Origin of the sequence: Nitrobacter vulgaris, from assembly GCF_002028545.1 — a bacterium.
Classification (GTDB): Bacteria; Pseudomonadota; Alphaproteobacteria; order Rhizobiales; family Xanthobacteraceae; genus Nitrobacter; species Nitrobacter vulgaris.
Window position 1 is genome coordinate 72,096 of sequence record NZ_MWPQ01000049.1, and the last position, 17,101, is coordinate 89,196.

General features: G+C 59.4%; 15 protein-coding genes and 2 tRNA genes. 8 read left to right on the forward strand and 9 right to left on the reverse strand.

Features of this window, described 5'->3' with window-relative positions:
• Nucleotides 1–557: 557 nt before the first annotated feature.
• Nucleotides 558–2,462: a DNA primase gene (gene dnaG, locus B2M20_RS13135; protein ID WP_079447489.1), complete on the reverse strand. Its 1,905-nt coding sequence runs from the start codon at nucleotides 2,460–2,462 to the stop codon at nucleotides 558–560.
• A gap of 144 nt (nucleotides 2,463–2,606) precedes the next feature.
• Between dnaG and B2M20_RS13140 the strand changes: the two genes are divergently transcribed.
• Nucleotides 2,607–3,155, forward strand: a complete 549-nt coding sequence (locus tag B2M20_RS13140; protein WP_079447490.1) for a chlorite dismutase family protein — start codon at nucleotides 2,607–2,609, stop codon at nucleotides 3,153–3,155.
• 220 nt (nucleotides 3,156–3,375) lie between these two features.
• Here B2M20_RS13140 and B2M20_RS13145 read toward each other — a convergent pair whose 3' ends face one another.
• Complete coding sequence (locus B2M20_RS13145; protein WP_009798696.1) at nucleotides 3,376–3,540, reverse strand: DUF3309 family protein; 165 nt, start codon at nucleotides 3,538–3,540, stop codon at nucleotides 3,376–3,378.
• A gap of 318 nt (nucleotides 3,541–3,858) precedes the next feature.
• On the reverse strand, nucleotides 3,859–4,311 hold the full coding sequence (locus B2M20_RS13150) for a GatB/YqeY domain-containing protein (RefSeq protein WP_079447491.1): 453 nt from the start codon (nucleotides 4,309–4,311) through the stop codon (nucleotides 3,859–3,861).
• A gap of 183 nt (nucleotides 4,312–4,494) precedes the next feature.
• Here B2M20_RS13150 and carA point away from each other — a divergent pair, with 183 nt between their 5' ends.
• Nucleotides 4,495–5,685 carry a glutamine-hydrolyzing carbamoyl-phosphate synthase small subunit gene (gene carA, locus B2M20_RS13155; RefSeq protein ID WP_079447492.1) on the forward strand — a complete coding sequence of 397 codons (1,191 nt, stop codon included), beginning with the start codon at nucleotides 4,495–4,497 and terminating at the stop codon, nucleotides 5,683–5,685.
• Between the two features lie 44 nt (nucleotides 5,686–5,729).
• Here the strand turns inward: carA and B2M20_RS13160 are convergent, their stop codons facing one another.
• The gene (locus tag B2M20_RS13160) at nucleotides 5,730–6,266 is read right to left on the reverse strand and encodes a Dps family protein (RefSeq protein WP_079447493.1); all 537 of its coding nucleotides are present in this window, start codon (nucleotides 6,264–6,266) and stop codon (nucleotides 5,730–5,732) included.
• 224 nt (nucleotides 6,267–6,490) lie between these two features.
• Between B2M20_RS13160 and B2M20_RS13165 the strand changes: the two genes are divergently transcribed.
• Nucleotides 6,491–6,565, forward strand: a tRNA-OTHER gene (locus B2M20_RS13165).
• Between the two features lie 293 nt (nucleotides 6,566–6,858).
• Here B2M20_RS13165 and B2M20_RS13170 read toward each other — a convergent pair.
• Nucleotides 6,859–6,928, reverse strand: a tRNA-OTHER gene (locus tag B2M20_RS13170).
• Nucleotides 6,929–7,081: 153 nt separating this feature from the next.
• On the reverse strand, nucleotides 7,082–7,513 hold the full coding sequence (locus tag B2M20_RS13175; RefSeq protein WP_079447494.1) for a DUF302 domain-containing protein: 432 nt from the start codon (nucleotides 7,511–7,513) through the stop codon (nucleotides 7,082–7,084).
• 284 nt (nucleotides 7,514–7,797) lie between these two features.
• On the opposite strand from B2M20_RS13175, the gene carB reads away from it, so the two are divergent.
• The 3 genes from carB (at nucleotide 7,798) to B2M20_RS13195 (ending at nucleotide 13,001) form a co-directional block, all read left to right on the forward strand.
• Nucleotides 7,798–11,262, forward strand: coding sequence for a carbamoyl-phosphate synthase large subunit (gene carB / locus B2M20_RS13180; RefSeq protein ID WP_079447495.1), 3,465 nt, complete (start codon nucleotides 7,798–7,800; stop codon nucleotides 11,260–11,262).
• 348 nt (nucleotides 11,263–11,610) lie between these two features.
• Nucleotides 11,611–12,087: a transcription elongation factor GreA gene (gene greA / locus B2M20_RS13185; RefSeq protein ID WP_079447496.1), complete on the forward strand. Its 477-nt coding sequence runs from the start codon at nucleotides 11,611–11,613 to the stop codon at nucleotides 12,085–12,087.
• 515 nt (nucleotides 12,088–12,602) lie between these two features.
• Nucleotides 12,603–13,001 (forward strand): DoxX family protein, encoded by a 399-nt coding sequence (locus tag B2M20_RS13195; RefSeq protein ID WP_079447497.1) that lies wholly within the window; start codon nucleotides 12,603–12,605, stop codon nucleotides 12,999–13,001.
• 31 nt (nucleotides 13,002–13,032) lie between these two features.
• Here the strand turns inward: B2M20_RS13195 and B2M20_RS13200 are convergent, their stop codons facing one another.
• On the reverse strand, nucleotides 13,033–13,512 hold the full coding sequence (locus B2M20_RS13200; protein ID WP_173816000.1) for an Lrp/AsnC family transcriptional regulator: 480 nt from the start codon (nucleotides 13,510–13,512) through the stop codon (nucleotides 13,033–13,035).
• Nucleotides 13,513–13,775: 263 nt separating this feature from the next.
• On the opposite strand from B2M20_RS13200, the gene trxB reads away from it, so the two are divergent.
• On the forward strand, nucleotides 13,776–14,741 hold the full coding sequence (gene trxB, locus B2M20_RS13205) for a thioredoxin-disulfide reductase (protein WP_079447499.1): 966 nt from the start codon (nucleotides 13,776–13,778) through the stop codon (nucleotides 14,739–14,741).
• Between the two features lie 17 nt (nucleotides 14,742–14,758).
• A complete protein-coding gene (locus tag B2M20_RS13210; protein WP_079447500.1) occupies nucleotides 14,759–15,652 on the forward strand; it encodes a LysR family transcriptional regulator in 894 nt (297 codons plus the stop codon).
• Between the two features lie 160 nt (nucleotides 15,653–15,812).
• On the opposite strand, the gene B2M20_RS13215 is transcribed toward B2M20_RS13210, so the two are convergent.
• Together B2M20_RS13215 and B2M20_RS13220 are read right to left on the reverse strand one after the other, a co-directional pair.
• Nucleotides 15,813–16,493 (reverse strand): ParA family protein, encoded by a 681-nt coding sequence (locus tag B2M20_RS13215; protein ID WP_079447676.1) that lies wholly within the window; start codon nucleotides 16,491–16,493, stop codon nucleotides 15,813–15,815.
• Nucleotides 16,494–16,684: 191 nt separating this feature from the next.
• Nucleotides 16,685–17,101, reverse strand: a complete 417-nt coding sequence (locus B2M20_RS13220; RefSeq protein ID WP_139372914.1) for a hypothetical protein — start codon at nucleotides 17,099–17,101, stop codon at nucleotides 16,685–16,687.

Genomic DNA, 17,101 nt, shown 5'->3' on the forward strand with positions numbered 1-17,101 from the left:
CTCTCGCCACCCCGTCAACCCTCTCTCGAATGATCGTACCCGCGTTGGACTACGTGTCGGATGACTTAGCCTGCCAGCCCTTGACTTTTAATTAACCCTGTTTGCCGCCAAACCTCGGATTTGGCGAGTCTTTATCATGGTTCCGAGTGCCATCGTCCCAACATCATTTGTTTCAGACGATCCAAGCCCGGCGACGGATCCCATCCGCGCACAGGCGCATTCCCCTCCCGCAGGTTCAGCGGCGTTCCAGCGCCATAGGGTCTTTCACCGCTTCACGTAAATCGGTGAAGAGACCCTAACTTTTTGATTTTACGCGTTTTTTCACGCGAACCGAATTCCACTTCGCTCGAAAACGCTATAAGAGTATTCCCTAAGTAAGAAGCGCTGCTGATGATACAAGCCGATCCGCTTGGTATCTGCGACCAAAATGGGCGGAGGTGACCGCGTTTTGTTCCCGACGGGCCGCAAACCCGCAGCAACCTGCTGTATTCCCTCATTATCTCTGTCCTTTTCGGCGTCTCTTTTCGTGCAGGATTCGCCGATTGGCGCCGGACAGCTCACGCGGCGAGATGCATCGTTCCGCCCTGGGGCGCCCAAATGCGGATGATGTCTTCCGCCCACTCCGACAACGCCACTCCCTCGGCGCTAATGCTTTCCTGTTCGGCGTGACCTTCCCGAACCAGATTTAGCAGGCGCGCGACGGCAGATTCGTCTCCTTCTCCGGCATCGAGCCTGGCCCGCTGGATGTCGTCCTCCAGCTCATGCCAATGCAGGATTTTAATGAAGTGATCCAGGCACCCAGACACAAAATCGAGCGGCGGATCGCGACTTAAAATTGGAAAGCGCTCAACCAGCCGATGTCCGCGCGGTTTTCCGTTGCCCGCTTCGCCATGCACAGCTTGCAGCGTGTCATAAAAAACGGGTTTAAGTTTCGTCCAAATATCCGCGACAGATAGCTTTGCGTCGGTAACCAGCAGCTGAAAGAGACTCGTCAAAAAACCATCGAACTCCTCGGGAAAGTGCAAGCGCAGGACGGAATCTTGCTTGTCCTCGAGCAAATCAGGATACTGGACGAGCATCCCGAGAACGACCTTTTGCAGTCCCGACCGCTGCCCCTCGCCACGAAACTTGAGTTCGCTCCGAACGAATTTGGAGCTTGCTTCCTTGTGATTGCGGGTCGGCCCCCGATTGACTTGCCAGAACAGGTTGGCGAGCTGTGTCCGTGACGTTCTGAAAAACGCCGTGTTGACGGCCGGGTCCTGGATCGTCCGGACCAGCGTATAGAGCTTCTGTTCCAGCGCAGCCTGTTTGTCGGGCGTTCGAACGTCCTGACCGTCCGTCTCGCGCTGCCAGAGCACGTCCCACAGCGGCAAGGAGCCTGATAAAACGCTTCTGAATGCCTCGACGCCCTTTTCCCGGATCAGGTCGTCGGGATCTTTTTGTTCGTCCATGAACACGAAGCGGAAGGTCTTGCCGACGCGAAGCAATGGCAGGATGCGGTCAACGGAGCGATAAGCGGCCGCGACACCCGCGCGATCGGAATCGAAGCACACGACAGGCTCGGGAGACAGTCTCCACAGCGTAGCGATCTGCTCTTCCGTGAACGCGGTCCCCATGGTGGCGACCACGGCCTTGATCCCCGCCTGATAGACCGCGATGGCATCCATGTATCCTTCGACGGCAACGACCGAATTGGCCTCGTGCGCCGGCTGGCGCGCGCGATGAAAGTTAAAAACGATCGAGCCCTTGTGAAAGATCGAGGTTTCCGGCGAGTTCAGATATTTGGGCTGTACGTCCTTCTTGAGAGCGCGGCCGCCGAATCCCACGACGCGACCCCGCTGGTCGTGAATCGGAATGATGATCCGGTCACGAAAACGATCGTAAGGAACGGGGATATCATCTCCGGCAACCAACAAGCCGGCTTCGATCATGTCCGCGACCGGGACGCCTTGCGATCCCAGATATTCCTTCAATGCGAAGCGATCGGCGGTCGCGTAACCGATCCGGAATTCGACGGTGCTTGAGGAGATGATGGCGCGATCCGACAGGTAGCCGCGCGCCTGCGCGCCGATACGCGACGCGAGATTTTGCTCAAAAAACTTGGTCGCAAGCTCCATCACCTCGAACAGGGATTTCTGCCGCTGCTCCCGCTGCTCGTCTTCCCGTGAATTGCGCGGCAGCGGAAGCCCCGCCATCGACGCCAGCCGCTCGACCGCTTCGGGAAAAGAAACGCCTTCGGTCTCCATCACGAAGTCGAAGATGTTGCCGTGCTTGCCGGTGGAGAAGTCGTGGTAGAACTGCTTCTGGTCGTTCACCGTGAACGACGGCGTCTTTTCCTGCTGGAACGGCGACAGCCCCTTGAATTCGCGGCCCGCTCGCTTCAGTTTTACGCGCCGGCCCACGACTTCCGAAACCGGAAGGCGCGCCTTGACCTCATCAATAAAGCTGGGCGGGAAACGCATGCGCCGTCTCACTCAATCTCGGCGGCGGGTATAACTGCCTGCCGCCGCCCAGGCGAATCAGCTAGGCCCTTTTTAATATTGTACTACATATGTTCTCATACATATCCCCTGCTTCCCCACCTGTCCACAGACACCGGAAGTGAAATGACGTTCACAGTCTTCACCGCCGGCAACACCGGCGCCTGGAATATTCTGTCAATTGCTCCCGTCACCGGCGAAAGCCTCGGACCAGCGTCTCATCTGGAGATCGCGCCGAGCGCCTCGCTGGGCGGCGCCTCCCCGGCGCCGTGGCAGTTCCGCGGCTTCACCAGCCACGTGCGCTACGTCGAGCGCGCCGAGAAAACTGCGCTGACCTCGGTACAGGCTGGACTGGGACGTGCCGAGGCAACCCGAGCGGCGCTCATTCCCATCAGAAAGTCGGCCGCGTGGTGGGATCTGACCCAGGAAGAACGGCGGAAAATCTTCGAGGATAAGTCGCACCATATCGCCGCCAGCCTCAAATACCTGCCCGCCATCGCGCGACAGCTCTATCACTGTCGCGATTTGGGCGAGCCATTCGATTTCCTGACCTGGTTCGAATACGCCCCTGAACATGCAACGATGTTCGAAGACCTCGTCGGCGTCCTGCGCGCGACCGACGAATGGACCTATGTGGAGCGCGAGGTGGATATTCGATTGACGCGCGCAATATGACAGCACTTGAGGCGCGGACAATGGGCCAGGCGCTTGACGGGCTGCTCCGCGATGTCGAAATGGCGCTGATAACAGCGCTATCGTCCTAAGCGTAGATTTCTTGGGCTCATCCTCTTCGATTCGATGCTGTCACCAGCGTCCGCGACGAAGCGACCCGATTTTCGGCGCACCGGACGGATTGCTTCGTTCGCATGACGGATTCAGCCTGTTGACGCATTAACTAGATGCGTCCCATCAGAATCAGAATCAGCAGGATGACGATTACCAGGCCGAGGCCACCGCCGCCGTAATAGCCGGTGCCGTAAAATGGACCGCCGCCAATTCCGCTGAAGCCACCTAGCAGCGCAATAATAAGAATGATCAGAATGATTGTGCCAATGCTCATGTCGTCCCTCGCTCAGGCTCAGTTATGCATAAGAAACGCGATGAGGATGATCAGCGGGATCGGAATCCCGATTAGCCAGAGAAGAAGTCCGCGTCCGATTCCCATGTTCGCCTCCGTTTTAGTGAGGCGACAACGCGGCGAGCGGAAGGTCGTTCCCGAACAGGAACCGAACTAATATTGCCGCTGACATGGAACCAATTCAGCAAGGGCGCCTCGAAGCGTCGAGGCCAGCGATCGCTCGTGAAGCGAAAGATCGGTTGGGAGTGAAAGATCGGCTTGAGCTGTCCGGTCGAGAAGATAATGAATGCGATCTCGCTGTTACGTCAATGCGGCCTTCACGACGCCGCTGGCCTTGCCGAAATCCATCTGACCGGCGTATTTGGCTTTCAGTGTGCCAATCACCTTGCCCATGTCCTTGATGCCGCTCGCGCCGGTCTCCGCAATCACCGCGGCGACAGCTGCTTTTACATCGTCGTCGGACATCTGCTTCGGCAGGTAGGCCGAGATGACAGCGATCTCGGCGCGCTCCTGCGCAGCCAGTTCCTCGCGGTTGCCCTTTTCGTAGAGTTCGACCGACTCCTGGCGCTGCTTGATCATCTTTTGCAGGACGCCAAGCAAATCGCCATCCGCCAGCGGCGGCTTGCCCTGCCCGCGCGCCTCGATATCGGCGTTCTTGATGGTGGAGTTGACCATGCGCAGCGTGGAGAGCTTGCGCTCGTCCTTGGCCTTCATCGCCTCCTTGACGGCATTGTTGATGTCATCGCGCAGCATCGAAGTCTCCCCTAGTGGTCCAATTCTAACATTTGCATCCCGTTGCGGCCGGGTTCTCGCAAATGTTCAGAATCAAAGGACCACTAGCAGCTATTAGGATCCCAGTGGAGTTCTGAATTTGGCATTCGCTTGCCCGGAACCGGAGTTTGACGCGGTGCAGTAGCCGGGCTATGTCATGCGCTCATGACCCCATCGGAAAATGCTTCAGCTTGGCCGGACCTTGAGCCGACCGCGCTTCTCGTGCTGGCCGACGGGACCGTGCTCAAAGGCTTCGGCCTCGGCGCGGAAGGCCAGGCGGTCGGAGAAGTCTGCTTCAACACCGCGATGACCGGTTACGAGGAAATTCTCACCGACCCCTCCTACGCCGGGCAACTCATCACCTTCACTTTTCCGCATATCGGCAACGTCGGCACCAACGACGAGGACATCGAAACCGTGAACATGGCGGCGACGCCCGGCGCGCGCGGCGTCATCCTGCGCAGCGCCATCACCTCGCCGTCGAACTACCGCGCCGCCAAACACCTCGACGCCTGGCTGAGGGCGCGCGGCATCATCGGTATCTCGGGCATCGACACCCGCGCGCTGACCGCTTTGATCCGCATCCGCGGCATGCCCAACGCGGTGGTCGCCCATACGAAGAACGGACGGTTCGATCTGCATGGATTGAAAAAGGAGGCGCGCGAGTGGCCCGGCCTCGAGGGCATGGACCTCGTGCCGATGGTGACATCGAGCCAGCGCTACACCTGGGACGAAATGCCGTGGGAGTGGAGTAAGGGCTTCAGCCGGCAGGATAGCCCAGAATTCAACGTTGTCGCCGTCGACTACGGCATCAAGAGAAACATCCTGCGCCTGCTCGCCGGTGAAGGCTGCAAGGTTACGGTGGTGCCGGCAACCACCTCGGCGGAAGACATCCTGGCGATGAAGCCAGACGGAGTCTTCCTGTCGAACGGCCCCGGCGACCCGGCCGCGACCGGCAAGTACGCCGTACCAATGATTCGAAAAGTGATCGAGTCGGGCACGCCGACCTTCGGTATCTGCCTCGGTCACCAGATGCTCGGCCTTGCGGTGGGCGCGAAAACCAAGAAGATGCATCAGGGTCATCACGGCGCCAACCACCCGGTCAGGGAGGAGACAACCGGCAGGGTGGAGATCACTTCCATGAACCACGGTTTCACCGTCGACGAGGCGACGCTGCCCAAAGGCGCGAAGCAGACTCACGTCTCGCTTTTCGACGGCTCCAACTGCGGCATCGAACTCGAAGGTAAGCCGGTGTTCTCGGTCCAGTATCACCCGGAAGCTTCGCCGGGACCGCGGGACTCGCACTATTTATTCAAGCGCTTTGCCAGTCTGATGCGCGAGAACAAGTCGGCGTAGATTTACGCCGACTTTGCGTAGCCCAGCAGCGAATACCTGCTCGATCAGGCTTCGTTGCTGCCCTCCTGACGGCTCGCCTCGAACAGGAACCAGGTCCTTCGTTCGGCCGCGTCAATGAAATTTTCGAGCAGGCTTGCGGTCGCAACGTCCTCATACTTGTCGCAAATATCATGGGCCTTGCGCATGGCCGCGGCGACCTTCTTGTTGTCGTTCATCAGCTCGCGCAACATCTCCCGCGGCGGGACATAGCTCTCGTCGTTATCTTCGAGCGTCTGCAGTTTGGCGACTTGCCCGATCGAGCGCAGCGTGGTGCCGCCGATCTTGCGAACCCGCTCCGCTATTTCGTCGGTCGTGCCGAATATCTGCTCCGACTGCTCGTCGAGCAGCAGATGGTAGTCACGAAAATGCCGGCCGCTGACATGCCAATGGAAATTCTTGGTCTTGAGATAGAGCGCAAAGGTATCGGCGAGGATAGTATTCATGGCGGCCGATATCTTACTGACGCCTTCCTGTGAGAGATCGGTCGGCGTGTCGAGTACGGGGTTTACTTTCCGCAAAGCGGAACTTTTGGCTTGGGACACGATGCACCCTCCTAATTGTAATTGGAAAATTCGGCGCGAGGCCGGACAGTCGCTGCAGACCGTCAGACACTATTCAGCGACAAGTGCGCTAACTCGCGAGCCGGCAGAGTGTTCCGGAGGCTGGCCGCAGCCCGGTTGGAGCGGATAGACAGATGCTATGTCGGCATTAACGTTAAGTAGCGGTAAGACTCGCCACCCGACGATTGTTGCGGAATATTGTGGTCGGCCCGGTGGCGGAAGTTCGACGCGGGAGCTGTGCAAAGCTTTTTATCCTGGTTCAAGTCCAGGCTGGGCCTCCAAACTTCTTTACGTGCATAAGCCTCCGACGTGCTGCTGCGGCGCAGCTTCCGGACGTGCATACCCATCCTCACCAAGAAAGAGTTCGCGAGCGCGAGCTTGCCGGTTTTCTAAACCGCTATGCGAGCGACGATGATGCCAGTGACGGTGAAGTGCCCGTGAAAACGCGGCGGAGCAATAACCCCGAACCGTTATAGAATCGTCTGTTGGGAAAAACTGTCCGCTCCCGCGCTAAGCGAGATCGAAAGGCAATTCGCGCGTCATAACACGCGAGGACGAACCCTGATGGTGACGGAGCGGATTCGATGAATCGAACATCGGTCTGCGACCTGGAAGCCGCTGCTTTGCCACTAAGCTAAATCCGCGCAACTACGAACATAGCATATCGCCGACACTCTTGCGCCGGAAGCTAGAATTAACGTTACATTGCAAACCGCTCGACCCGCAGGCGGCAAAAGTTCGACGCCGGAGCGACGCTTTTTATTCTGGTTCAGTCCAGCGGGACCTCATTCTTGAGACTACCCGATTGCGGCATCGGTTGCCGCGGCCAGTTTGCTCTCAAGCCCCTTCGCGGCCGCATAGAGCTTGTCGCTATTCGCATCGAAACCGTGGCGGGCGAAAACAGCCGAAATGTAAGTCGCGTCGTTATAGCTGACGTAGACCTTGCCGGCCTGGTCCTGCCAGACCAGCATTTTTAGCGGTAAATCGATGGCCAACATGGGATGCTGAAGAAACAGCGGCGTTCCGCCTTGTGGGCTGCCCACCACCAGAACCGTCGCCGGAGGCATCTCAAGACCGACAGTCTTGGCCGCGGCGGCGTGATCGAGGCGCGTAAAGACCTTCAGACCGTTCTCCTTCACCGCCGTTTCGAGATGATCCAGCGTGATCTCGAAATGGTGCGCGCTTTGCTTTGTCACCAGATCGGTCGCAGCTTGTGCAAAACCTGCCATAAAAAGACTCCGAAAATTCGACTATGCGTCGCTCGCATGGGGCGTAACATCGCGGATATTCGTCGGCGGCGGCTGAGTTTTCGTACCCTGCCCGACCTGGGCATAGGCGCAAAAGGATTTTTGCGCCTCCAAACCGGGAATTGCCGGTTGATGAAGCCCTTATAATCCTTCCCCACCCGGGAAATCTGGTCTAAAAACAGCCCGCGCGCGAAGATCGCGCTCTTGCTTAAGGGACGCGCGGCTCGCGCGCCCTTTTTTTGTGCCCGATTTCATCCTGGGACTTGATGCCTAAACGCACCGACATCTCGACCATTCTCATCATCGGTGCCGGTCCGATCGTCATCGGACAGGCCTGTGAATTCGACTATTCCGGCACCCAGGCGGTGAAGGCGCTGAAGGAGGAGGGTTACCGGGTCGTCCTGGTCAACTCCAACCCGGCGACGATCATGACCGATCCCGAACTGGCGGACGCGACCTACATCGAACCGATCACTCCCGAAATCGTCGGTAAGATCATCGAAAAGGAACGCCACGTCATTCCCGGCGGCTTCGCGCTGCTGCCGACCATGGGGGGGCAGACCGCGCTGAACTGCGCATTGTCGCTGCGAAGGCAGGGCACGCTGGATGATTTCGACGTTGAGATGATTGGCGCGACAGCGGATGCCATCGACAAGGCTGAGGACCGGCAACTGTTCCGCGAGGCCATGACCAAGATTGGTCTGGAGACGCCGAAATCCCGCCTCGCCAATGCCTCGGCGCTGAAAAAGCAATACCGCGACGAATATCTGGCCAGAAAGGAAACCCTCTCCGGCGATGCACTGGCGGAGCATGAGCGGCAATGGACGCTCGGCGAGAACGAGCGACGCAAGCGCTATCAACAACAGGCGATGGCGGAAGCACTGATGGCGCTGTCCGAGATCGGCCTGCCGGCGATCGTCCGCCCCTCCTTCACCATGGGGGGCAAGGGCGGCGGCATTGCCTACACGCGCGACGAATTCCTCGACATCATCGAACGCGGCCTTGATGCCTCGCCGACCAACGAAGTGCTGATCGAAGAAAGCGTACTCGGCTGGAAAGAGTACGAGATGGAGGTCGTTCGCGACAAGAAAGACAATTGCATCATCATCTGCTCGATCGAGAACCTCGATCCGATGGGCGTTCACACCGGCGACTCCATCACGGTGGCGCCAGCACTGACGCTGACCGACAAGGAATACCAGATCATGCGCGACGCCTCGCTGGCGGTGTTGCGAGAGATCGGCGTCGAAACCGGCGGCTCCAACGTGCAGTTCGGCGTCGATCCTGCCGACGGACGCATGGTCGTCATCGAGATGAATCCGCGGGTGTCGCGCTCCTCGGCGCTGGCATCGAAAGCGACCGGCTTCCCCATCGCCAAGGTCGCGGCGAAACTCGCGATCGGCTACACGCTCGACGAAATCGCCAACGACATCACCGGCGGCGCGACACCGGCATCATTCGAGCCCAGCATCGACTACGTCGTCACCAAAATTCCGCGCTTCGCGTTCGAGAAATTTCCGGGCGCTTCAACCACGTTGACGACCTCGATGAAATCGGTCGGCGAAGTGATGGCGATCGGCCGCACCTTTCAGGAAAGCCTTCAGAAGGCGCTGCGTGGCCTGGAGACTGGCCTTACCGGCCTCGACGAAATCGATATCGAGGGCATGGGCAGGGGCGACGACAAGAACGCGATCCGCGCGGCGCTCGGCACGCCGACTCCTGATCGCCTGTTGCAAGTCGCACAAGCGATGCGGCTCGGCTGGACTGACGAGGAAATCTTCAATTCCTGCAAGATCGACTCCTGGTTCCTCGCTGAGTTGCGAGGCATCGTCGAGATAGAGAACAGGGTCCGCGCCCACGGCCTGCCGGGCAACGCCTTCGGGATGCGCACGGTCAAGGCGATGGGTTTCTCGGATGCGAGACTCGCGGTGCTCTCAGGCAGAACGGAAGCGGAGGTCAAAGCGCTCAGGCGCACCCTCGGCGTGCGTCCCGTCTACAAACGCATCGACACCTGCGCCGCGGAATTCGCCTCACCGACCGCTTACATGTACTCGACCTATGAGTCGCCGTTCGCAGGCGCGGTCGCCGACGAAAGCGCACCGTCGGACAAGACCAAGGTCGTTATCCTCGGCGGCGGTCCCAACCGCATCGGCCAGGGAATCGAGTTCGACTATTGTTGCTGCCATGCCTGCTTCGCGCTGTCGGATGCTGGCTATGAGACCATCATGGTCAACTGCAACCCGGAAACGGTCTCAACCGACTACGATACCGCTGACCGGCTTTACTTCGAGCCGCTGACGGCCGAGGACGTGCTGGAGATCATCGACACCGAACGGCAGAACGGAACGCTGCATGGCGTGATCGTGCAGTTCGGCGGCCAGACGCCGCTGAAACTTGCACGCGCGCTGGAGGCGGCCGATGTGCCGATCCTCGGCACCTCGCCCGAAGCCATTGATCTTGCCGAGGACCGCGACCGATTCAAGCGGATCCTCGACCGGCTGAAACTGAAGCAACCAAAGAACGGCATCGCCTATTCGGTGGAGCAGGCGCGGCTGGTGGCCGCCGATCTCGGCCTGCCGCTGGTGGTGCGCCCGTCCTATGTGTTGGGCGGCCGTGCCATGCAGATCATCCGCGAGGAAAGTCAGCTCGGCGACTATCTGCTCGGAACCCTGCCCGAACTCGTGCCGGTCGACGTCAAGGCCCGTTATCCGAACGACAAGACCGGCCAGATCAACACTGTGCTCGGCACCAACCCGCTGCTGTTCGATCGTTATCTCTCCGATGCCACGGAAATCGATGTCGATTGTCTCGGCGACGGCAAGGACACTTATGTCGTCGGTATCATGGAGCATATTGAGGAGGCCGGCATCCATTCCGGCGACTCGGCCTGCTCGTTGCCTCCGCGTTCGCTTGATGCAGCCACGATCGCCGAGCTGGAGCGGCAGACCCGCGAACTCGCGCTCGGTCTCGATGTCATCGGTCTGATGAACGTGCAATACGCCATCAAGGACGGCGAGATCTACGTACTGGAAGTGAACCCCCGCGCCTCACGCACGGTGCCGTTCGTCGCCAAGGTAGTCGGCCTTCCGGTCGCCAAGATTGCGGCGCGGATCATGGCCGGCGAGAAACTCGCCGACTTCAAACTCGGGGCACAAAAGCTCGGCCATGTCGGCGTCAAGGAATCGGTCTTCCCCTTTGCGCGCTTCCCCGGCGTCGACACCGTGCTCGGTCCGGAAATGAAATCGACCGGCGAGGTGATGGGCATCGACCGCTCGTTCGAGATCGCCTTCGCCAAGAGCCAGCTCGGTAGCGGCACGCATCTGCCGCGCAAGGGCACGGTGTTCGTCTCGGTCCGCGAGAGCGACAAAATGCGTATCCTCGCGGCCGTGAAGCTGTTGGCATCTCTCGGCTTCAGGGTGATGGCCACGTCGGGAACGCAACGCTACCTGACCGATAGCGGCGTTCCGGCTGAAAAGATTAACAAGGTTCTGGAGGGACGGCCGCATATCGTGGACGCCATCACCAACGGCGAGGTACAATTGGTGTTCAACACCACTGACGGGCCGCAGGCACTGGCTGACAGCCGCTCGTTGCGGCGCGCCGCCCTCTTGCATAAAGTGCCATATTACACCACTCTTTCGGGAGCCGTGGCTGCCGCGCAGGGTATCCGCGCCTATCTGGGCGGAGATCTTGAGGTTCGCACCTTGCAGAGCTATTTTCCCAAGACTTAGGCCTCAATCGGACTTGATCGGCCCGATAATCGGTCTGCAAGAGCCCTAAAGGAGTGGAACCTGCAGGCTGCGGGAAGGTTTTTGTCGCGGCAGCAGCCAGTCGGCTACTGTCGCGGTCAAGACGGTGCTCCATTGCTTCGACGGGTCCAAAGCGAGCTTCTGAACCCAATTGCATTGGAATCATAGAGTTTCGAATTCCCTTAAGAGTTTGCACTAAAGGGGCCGCAAAGACATGCGAGCGTCGGAGCCGAAACAATAGGCGAATGCGGACTTTACGGCCGGAGGCCCGGACGGAAGCCGCTTCGCACAACGCGGCAATGCCGCCGATGAAGCGAAGGACGAAGTGAGATGATCGATAAGGTTCCGATGACCCGAGGGGGACATGCCGCCCTCGAAGTCGAACTGAAAAAGCGCCAGTCGGTGGACCGGCCGCGGATCATCGAGCAGATCGCCGAGGCGCGGGCGCATGGCGACCTATCGGAGAATGCGGAGTATCACGCCGCAAAAGAAGAGCAATCGCACAACGAGGGCCGTATCGCCGAGCTCGAAGACAAGCTGGCACGCGCCGACATCATCGACGTCAGCAAGCTGTCCGGCGATACCATCAAGTTCGGCGCCACCGTGACGCTGATCGACGAGGACACCGACAAGAAGGCGGTGTGGCAGATCGTCGGCGAAGCCGAAGCTGACGCCAAGCAAGGCCGCATTTCAATCACCTCGCCGCTCGCGCGCGCCCTGATCGGCAAGAAGAAGGGCTCTTCCGTTGAAGTCGTCGCGCCCGGCGGCGCCAAGGCCTACGAGATCGCAAAGGTCGAGTGGCGATAGTCGAAACGATCTTAATGCTGCCCGTATGTCGCGAATAATCCTCGCAGAGTATCGTTTCCTTGATTTACTTTCGCAGAGCAGGACGCGGTATGCGGCTTTTCCGTTTACGTCTCGCAGCCGCGATGGCCTTGGCGATCCTCGCCGGAGCCGCTCTCGCCGCCGATATGGATATCCCGCGACCTCCGCCGACGACGGATATCCCGGTGCAGAAAGGGCCACCGAATTGCAGTCGATGGACCGACGACTGCGTGAATTGCGCACGCGGCTCCGATGGCTCGCCGCCACTTTGCTCGAATGCCGGTTTTTCCTGCCAACCCAAACCCGTGCGGTGCCTGCGGCCTTGACGTTTCCCTGTCCGGTCGCGGCCAGGACGCCAAGACCAAAGTTACGGAAATCAACTTGTTCCAGTTCTGGAACCGGTCGGGGGTCCGGGGTGTTAGAATTCTGCGTCGGCCTGTGACGACAGGGTGACGAGCGGGTATGTTCGGACGTCGTAACCGGGGGAAACCTGACACATGGACCAGATGTTCGCCAAATGGCAGCCGACTGTTCTCAGTTTGCTTCGCTTCATGAGCGGGCTCCTGCTCATGCAGCACGGCACCGCCAAGCTGCTCGGCTTCCCGTCCCTGCCGATGTTCGCCGATCTGCAAATCGCGTCGATGGTGGGGGCTGCCGGGGTCATCGAACTGGTCGGCGGCGGGCTTCTGGTCGTCGGGTTGTTCACGCGGGCCGCGGCCTTCATCACGTCGGGCATGACGGCGGTCGCCTACTTCATGGTGCATGCGCCGCAGAACTTCATGCCGATCGTCAATCATGGCGAACTGGCCGCGCTCTACTGTTTTGTTTTCTTCTACCTGGTGTTCGCTGGCGGCGGTCCCATCAGCCTCGATAAGATGCTTTTCAACAAGAGTTGAAACCAATCAGGCTTTGGCTCACCTTGCGGCCTTAGCCCGGCACCTTCAGCTCCAACGGCACTGCCGGGGAGTATTTGGAATTGTGAAGCACCAGCGAGGTCCGCACGTTGCGCACATGCGGCGCAGCGGTGAGATGCGCGACGAAATCCTGAAATGTGGCCATGTCAGGCGCAACGCATTTCAAGATGAAGTCGACCTCGCCTGACAGCATCCAGCATTCGCGCACGAGCGGCTCGCGACGTACGAACTCCTCAAACGCGCGAAGGTCGGCGTCCGCCTGACTCGACAGATGCACCGACGCAAACACCGTAACCTCGAAACCGAGCCGCTGGGGATCGAGCAGTCCGCGATATCCCTGAATATAACCATCTTCCTCCAGCGTCCGAACCCGGCGCAAGCACGGCGGCGGCGAAATGCCGACCCGTTTCGCCAGTTCGACGTTGGTGATCCGGCCGTCGGCCTGAATTTCGTTCAAAATCTTAAGATCGATCTGGTCCAGACTTTTCGACACACGCATCCAATCCCGAAAGCCGGGGCAAAGGTCGAATCCCGGCAGGTCTTACTTAACGCAAATGGGGACGCTTGCGTAATTTTATTGCGCCAGGTTCACTTTGGTGCTTAGAGGAATTGTTGCAGTGACGGGTTGCATTTTTCGCATAGCTAGCCAGATATCGGAGGCGTCGATCCCGACGCTTCTCACGCCTCTACGAGCCTTCGCGGGCCATTTTGTGCCTTGCGCGCAAGCCATTGTCTTACGATAGGGATTCCAATTCCATGTCCGCCCCCACCCAAGCCAAGGTCGTCATCATCGGCTCCGGGCCGGCGGGCTACACGGCGGCGATCTATGCGGCGCGCGCCATGCTGGAGCCGGTGCTAATCCAGGGCATCCAGCCGGGTGGCCAGCTCACCATTACGACCGACGTTGAAAATTACCCCGGCTTCGCCGACGTGATCCAGGGGCCATGGCTGATGGAGCAGATGGAGAAGCAGGCGACGCATGTCGGTACCCGGATCGTAACCGATACGGTGAATTCCCTCGATGTGTCACAGCGGCCGTTCCGGCTAACCTGCGACAGCGGCGAGGTCTATCTCGCCGAAACCGTAATCCTCGCAACAGGCGCGCAGGCGCGCTGGCTCGGGCTGTCATCCGAGGACAAGTTCAAGGGATTCGGTGTATCCGCATGCGCTACCTGCGATGGCTTTTTCTATCGTGGTAAAAACGTGATCGTAGTCGGCGGCGGCAACACAGCGGTCGAGGAAGCGCTCTTCCTTACCAATTTCGCCTCGCAGGTCACCCTTGTGCATCGCCGCGATCACTTCCGCGCTGAACGCATCCTGCAGGATCGCGCATTCAAGCATCCGAAGATCAAGGTCGTCTGGGACAGCGCCATCGACGAAATCTGTGGCAGCGAGGATCCTCCCAAGGTTACCCATGTGCGGCTCAGGGACGTCAAGACCGGCGCACTCACCGAAGTCGCAGCCGATGGCGTGTTCATCGCGATCGGCCACGCACCTGCGACCGAACTGGTTACGGGCAAGGTCAAGCTGAAGCCGTCGGGCTACGTCGAAGTTGCGCCGAATTCGACAGCAACGTCTGTGCCGGGCCTGTTCGCCGCCGGCGACGTCGCGGACGAGGTTTATCGCCAAGCCGTGACGGCCGCAGGCCTGGGCTGCATGGCCGCGCTGGAAGCCGAACGGTTTCTCGCTGCGCACGCGGGCGACCGCGCTGCGGCAGAATAACCGCGCAGTGTGCCGACATGGATTGGGACAAGCTAAAAGTGTTTCACGCCGCGGCAGAGGCTGGGAGCTTCACACACGCCGGTGAGCAGCTCGGGCTGTCACAATCTGCCGTATCGCGACAGGTCGGCGCGCTGGAGCAGGAACTCTCGGTCCCGCTGTTTCATCGTCACGCGCGGGGGCTGATCCTGACCGAACAGGGTGATCTGCTGTTCCGCACCGCGCATGATGTCTTCATGCAATTACAGGCGGCGCGCGCCCAGCTCGCCGACAGCCGGGAAAGACCAAGCGGCGACCTCAAGGTGACGACCACGCCGGGAGTCGGCATCAACTGGTTGATACCGCGCCTAGGCGAATTCACCTCGCTGTATCCGGAGATCAGGATCTCACTGCTTTTGACGGACGAAGAGCTCGATCTGTCGATGCGGGAAGCCGATATCGCGATCCGCACATACAAGCCGACCCAGCCCGACCTGATTCAGCGCAAGCTGTTTGCAATATGTTTCCATGCCTATTGTTCGACCGAATACGTCAAGCGTTTCGGCACCCCGCGAACGCTTGAGGAACTCAGTGGGCACCGTATCATCCTGCTCAACGAGACGCAGGCATCGCCCCATCTCCAGAACCGCAATTGGCTGATCGATGCCGCTCGCAACGGCTCAGGACCGCACGAACCCTACTTCACCGTCAACAGCATACTGGGCCTGTTCAGCGCCTGTCAGCAAGGTCTCGGCATAGCGGCGCTGCCGGATTATCTGGTCGGAGGGAACAACCTGCTGGTTCAGTTGTTTCGCGAATCCGATTCGATTCAGCTAGATACTTATTTCGTGTATCCGGAAGAGCTGAAATCCGTGGCGCGGGTTCAGGCTTTCCGAGATTTCGTCGTCAGCAAGGCGCAACGCTGGCCGTCGTGATCGGATCAAACTCTGTTTGATTTGATCTGACGCGTTTTCTTCACGCGAACCGTATCCATCCTCGGGTCAAGGCCGAGGACATGCTTCGCTCGAAACGCTCTGGCGCAAAAAGACAAAACGCGCGAAACCCGCGCGCTTTGTCACCAGCATCGAGCGACGGTCAGGCGGCCTGCTTATGCATGGCTCCGCCCGAGGACACAGACCCTCGGATCGCCTTGACGGACCTTTCAATCGCTGCCCACAACCGTCCAATCTCCGAGGCAGCGCGGCCCTGGGAATCGTATTCGCGTGCCCCTTCGCCGTGTGCAAGCGCCAGCAGCAGATCGGCGCGATTTGTAATCTGGCCACTCCAAACCGGAGCGCGGAATTTTGCCAGAGCCTCGCGCGCAATGGTAACGATCGGACTTTCGGAGCCATCGCGCATTGCCGGCGCACCATTGATGACAACCGCGTAAGGCTTCCGTGCAGACCGGCAGCTCTGGATGGTGCCCTGAACGGCGTTGACGTCGAACACGCCGGGTCGCGCGGGAATCACAACCATGGTTGCATTCCGGATGGCGTCATCGACGACGGCCGTCAGATTCGGAGGCGTGTCGATAAAGACCCACTCGAAGCCGTCACGCTTCGCGGCGTTGATGATTTCGGTGACGGAGCGATTGGCTGTCCGGATCGGAGGCTCGTTGGTGCCGCGCAACTTGTGCCAAAGCGTCAGTGATCCCTGCGGATCGGCATCGACCAGCAGGCAGGGCCTCGAAGCCTTATGAACTTGTGCGGCAAGATGAGCGGCCAGGGTGCTTTTGCCTGAGCCGCCTTTACGCGATGCGAAAACAATAACGTTCATACCTTGGTCTCCCGATTGACCCAGGAGAATAAAATGAATCAGCATACTGATTCGTTAAAGACAATTTTTACCGTCTTTTGCCGCCATGGGCCTGTTTTTCATGCTTTTTGGGGCATTTGAGCCGCGTCGCTGTCCGATATCGAGACGGTCTTGGCCCCAGAGAGCCCGAAATGGAATAGTCGTGCGAAGCCTTACGACATGCGTTTCGCGACTTTTCGCTCCAACCATTTGCGCTCGATCCACCCCAGCATCCGGGCCATCGGTCCCTGCAAGAACGGCAGATCTTGCGCGATCAAAATAAGACCGAGAGGCAACATCCACAGCCCGAGAACCGGTAGAAAACTGAAAATGCCGCCGATGATCAACGCCATCGCAAACGGAACGCGGACCAGCCGCGAGGAGGGCTTACGCACCCAACCCATAAATTTCGCAAATCGTAGCGGCATTTTACCTTCCAACCAGGCAAGATGCCGATCCAGTTCCGCGCGGTGATCACTGCTCACGTCTCGCTCCATGACAAAAAGATGTTGATTTGTCACGGCGCCACAAGGGGGCGGGATGTCGCGCAGACGTCTCGCAAAAAAATGCCCCCAGATCGGCTTCATCAA